General features: G+C 65.5%; 3 protein-coding genes. All 3 read right to left on the reverse strand.

Going from position 1 to position 2122, the window contains the following annotated elements:
- The coding region (locus tag VJS90_RS05115) for a cysteine protease StiP domain-containing protein (protein WP_324119684.1) at positions 1-296 on the reverse strand (296 nt) is incomplete at its 3' end.
- Positions 289-1047 carry a trehalose phosphatase gene (locus VJS90_RS05120; RefSeq protein WP_324119686.1) on the reverse strand — a complete coding sequence of 253 codons (759 nt, stop codon included), beginning with the start codon at positions 1045-1047 and terminating at the stop codon, positions 289-291. The genes VJS90_RS05120 and VJS90_RS05115, both read right to left, overlap by 8 nt.
- On the reverse strand, positions 1037-2122 hold a 1086-nt coding region (locus tag VJS90_RS05125; RefSeq protein ID WP_324119688.1), incomplete at its 5' end, for a phosphoribosyltransferase domain-containing protein. The genes VJS90_RS05125 and VJS90_RS05120, both read right to left, overlap by 11 nt.

Raw genomic sequence — 2122 nt, forward strand, 5'->3', positions numbered from 1 at the left:
GCGATGCTCGCGCCCTGGTAGTGTTCGTCCAGCGCCAGCGCCAGCGACTGCACGTCGGCGGCCATGCGCAAGCCGTTCTGGCGCATCGCACGCTCGTAGAGCTCCATGTGCGTGGTCGAGGGCGCGTCTTCGCGGCTGATCATTTCCGAGTAGTGCTTCTGGTTGGTCTGGATCAGACGCTCTTTCTCCAGCACATCCGTGAGCCCGATGTTCACCGGCCGCAGCAGAAAATGCACGTCCCCCTGGAGGTAGCTGCCGCTGCCGACCGTCAGCGCGGTCAAGGTGGTGTCAAGCATCGACGGCGCCCTCTACCAGGGCGGCCAGCTGGCTGCGCGCGGGGGTGGACCAGAAGTGGCACAGGTTCATGAAGCCAAGGTCGGTGATGCTGTCGCCGAAGCCCAGCACCGGGCGTTCGCCGTTAAGCGCACGATCCAGTTTCAGATAGTGTTCGACCGCGACCCGCTTGGAGAGCCCGGCCGGCAGCAACGCCAGGTTGTTACCGTTGGCGTGGGTGTGCATGCCGTCCAGCAGCCCCTGCTCGCGCAGTTTTTCCAGCACCAGCGCCAGGTCCGCGTCCGACCCGTCGTTGTGCTTGATCACCACGTAGTGACGCTGGCCCGCTTCTTCGACCACCCACCCGCGCAGGGAGCGACCGTGTTCCTCGCCAATGCGCAATGCCGTGTCACAGAGCGCGGGCAGCCGTTCATGGAACGGTGACAGGACCTCGTTCATGACACCGTGCCAATCCTGGTTCACGCTGCCGTCGGGGTTCAGGATCAGCCCGCCATGGGAGCAGATCGCCGGGCCAGTGAACCCCAGGCGGACACGGCCGAAGGCCTCGGCGCTACGGGCCGTCACCGGCACCACGTCGGTGCAGGCCAGCAACCAGGCGACAAAGGCCTTTTGCATGTCGTTCTGGTAGCCGCTCACCTCACCCTTCACGTCGTAGGACGCCGGGTGGCGCAGCGTGCCGTGAGGCATCTTGCGCGCCGTCTGAAACAGGGTGTCATCAAGGTCGACCAGGGCCAGCGGGCGATTAGTTGCCATCTACGATGACCTCCGCGTTCAGGGCTTCAATCAATGCCTGCGGGACCGCCTGGGCAGCCGTCTCGCTGCAGATCAGCACCCGGTCGAACTGGCCGGGCGCCACGTTATAGAGGAAGTTGACGATGCCGAGCCCGTAGTTGTCGGAGAAACTCAGGGCATGCTCGATCGAGTGGCCGATCGCGATCGGCGAGCGGGTCGTCGAACTGAAATGCACATTGGCCCCGGCACGCTCGAGGCGCTCGGCCAGCAAGTAGGGTTTCCAGACGAACTCGCCGGTCCCGAGCACGATGACACGCTCGCCCGGCTTGACCTCGATATCGCGGCCCAGGGTATCGGCGACGTGCCGGGTGCCCAGCCGGCCCCAGTCATTGCGCGGGTCCACCGTCCAGTCGCCGACCGCAACCGTGCCGGTATCGGGCATCTCGGGCAGCAGCGCCTCCGGGTCTTCGATGAACTGGTAGGCGCCGCGCAGCAGCGAGATCTGGTCCGCCGCCTGACCGATGCTGGACGTCACGGCCCCGGCGGACCAGTCCGTGAGCACACAGGTCACCACGCGCTCGATGTTACCGAGCCCGGCATGGACCAAGGCCCGGTGAAGGTTGATGAAGGTCTTGCCGGTCGATGCTTCGTCATCGACCAGCACCAGCGATCGCGCGCTGCGCATCAATTGCGACAGCTCAGGGTCCGCCGGCTCGTGGATCAGATGGGCGCTCGCGTGGCTGTGTTCCTCCTCGAAGCGGGCAAAGATGCGATCGCCCACCGGGTGCCGGGTACTGACGAGGTACAGGGTGTCGGCACGGGTCGCGCTGTAGGCGCGGTGCACGCCAGCCCCCAGGCCCACGGCCGTCTCTGCCATGCCCACCACCAGAACCGGGCCTGGAAGGTCGGCCGGGATCTTCGAAGCCAGGGTGTCGAAGGTGAACTGCATCACCGACGGCCTGACCGGAATGTGCTTGCCTAGCACCCGCGAGACGAACAGAAACGCCCGCTTCGGGTTGCGACGCTCGGCAAAGCCGAACAGCGACTCTGGCGGGACAGAAGAACGATGGACATCGACTTCAAGTACGCCCCGTTT

Origin of the sequence: Pseudomonas sp., from assembly GCF_035277045.1 — a bacterium.
GTDB lineage: Bacteria > Pseudomonadota > Gammaproteobacteria > Pseudomonadales > Pseudomonadaceae > Aquipseudomonas.

Bases quoted from the DNA above. Each gene is read 5' to 3' on its own strand.
- VJS90_RS05120 (WP_324119686.1), bottom strand. From the start codon at position 1,047: ATGGCAACTAATCGCCCGCTGGCCCTGGTCGACCTTGATGACACCCTG.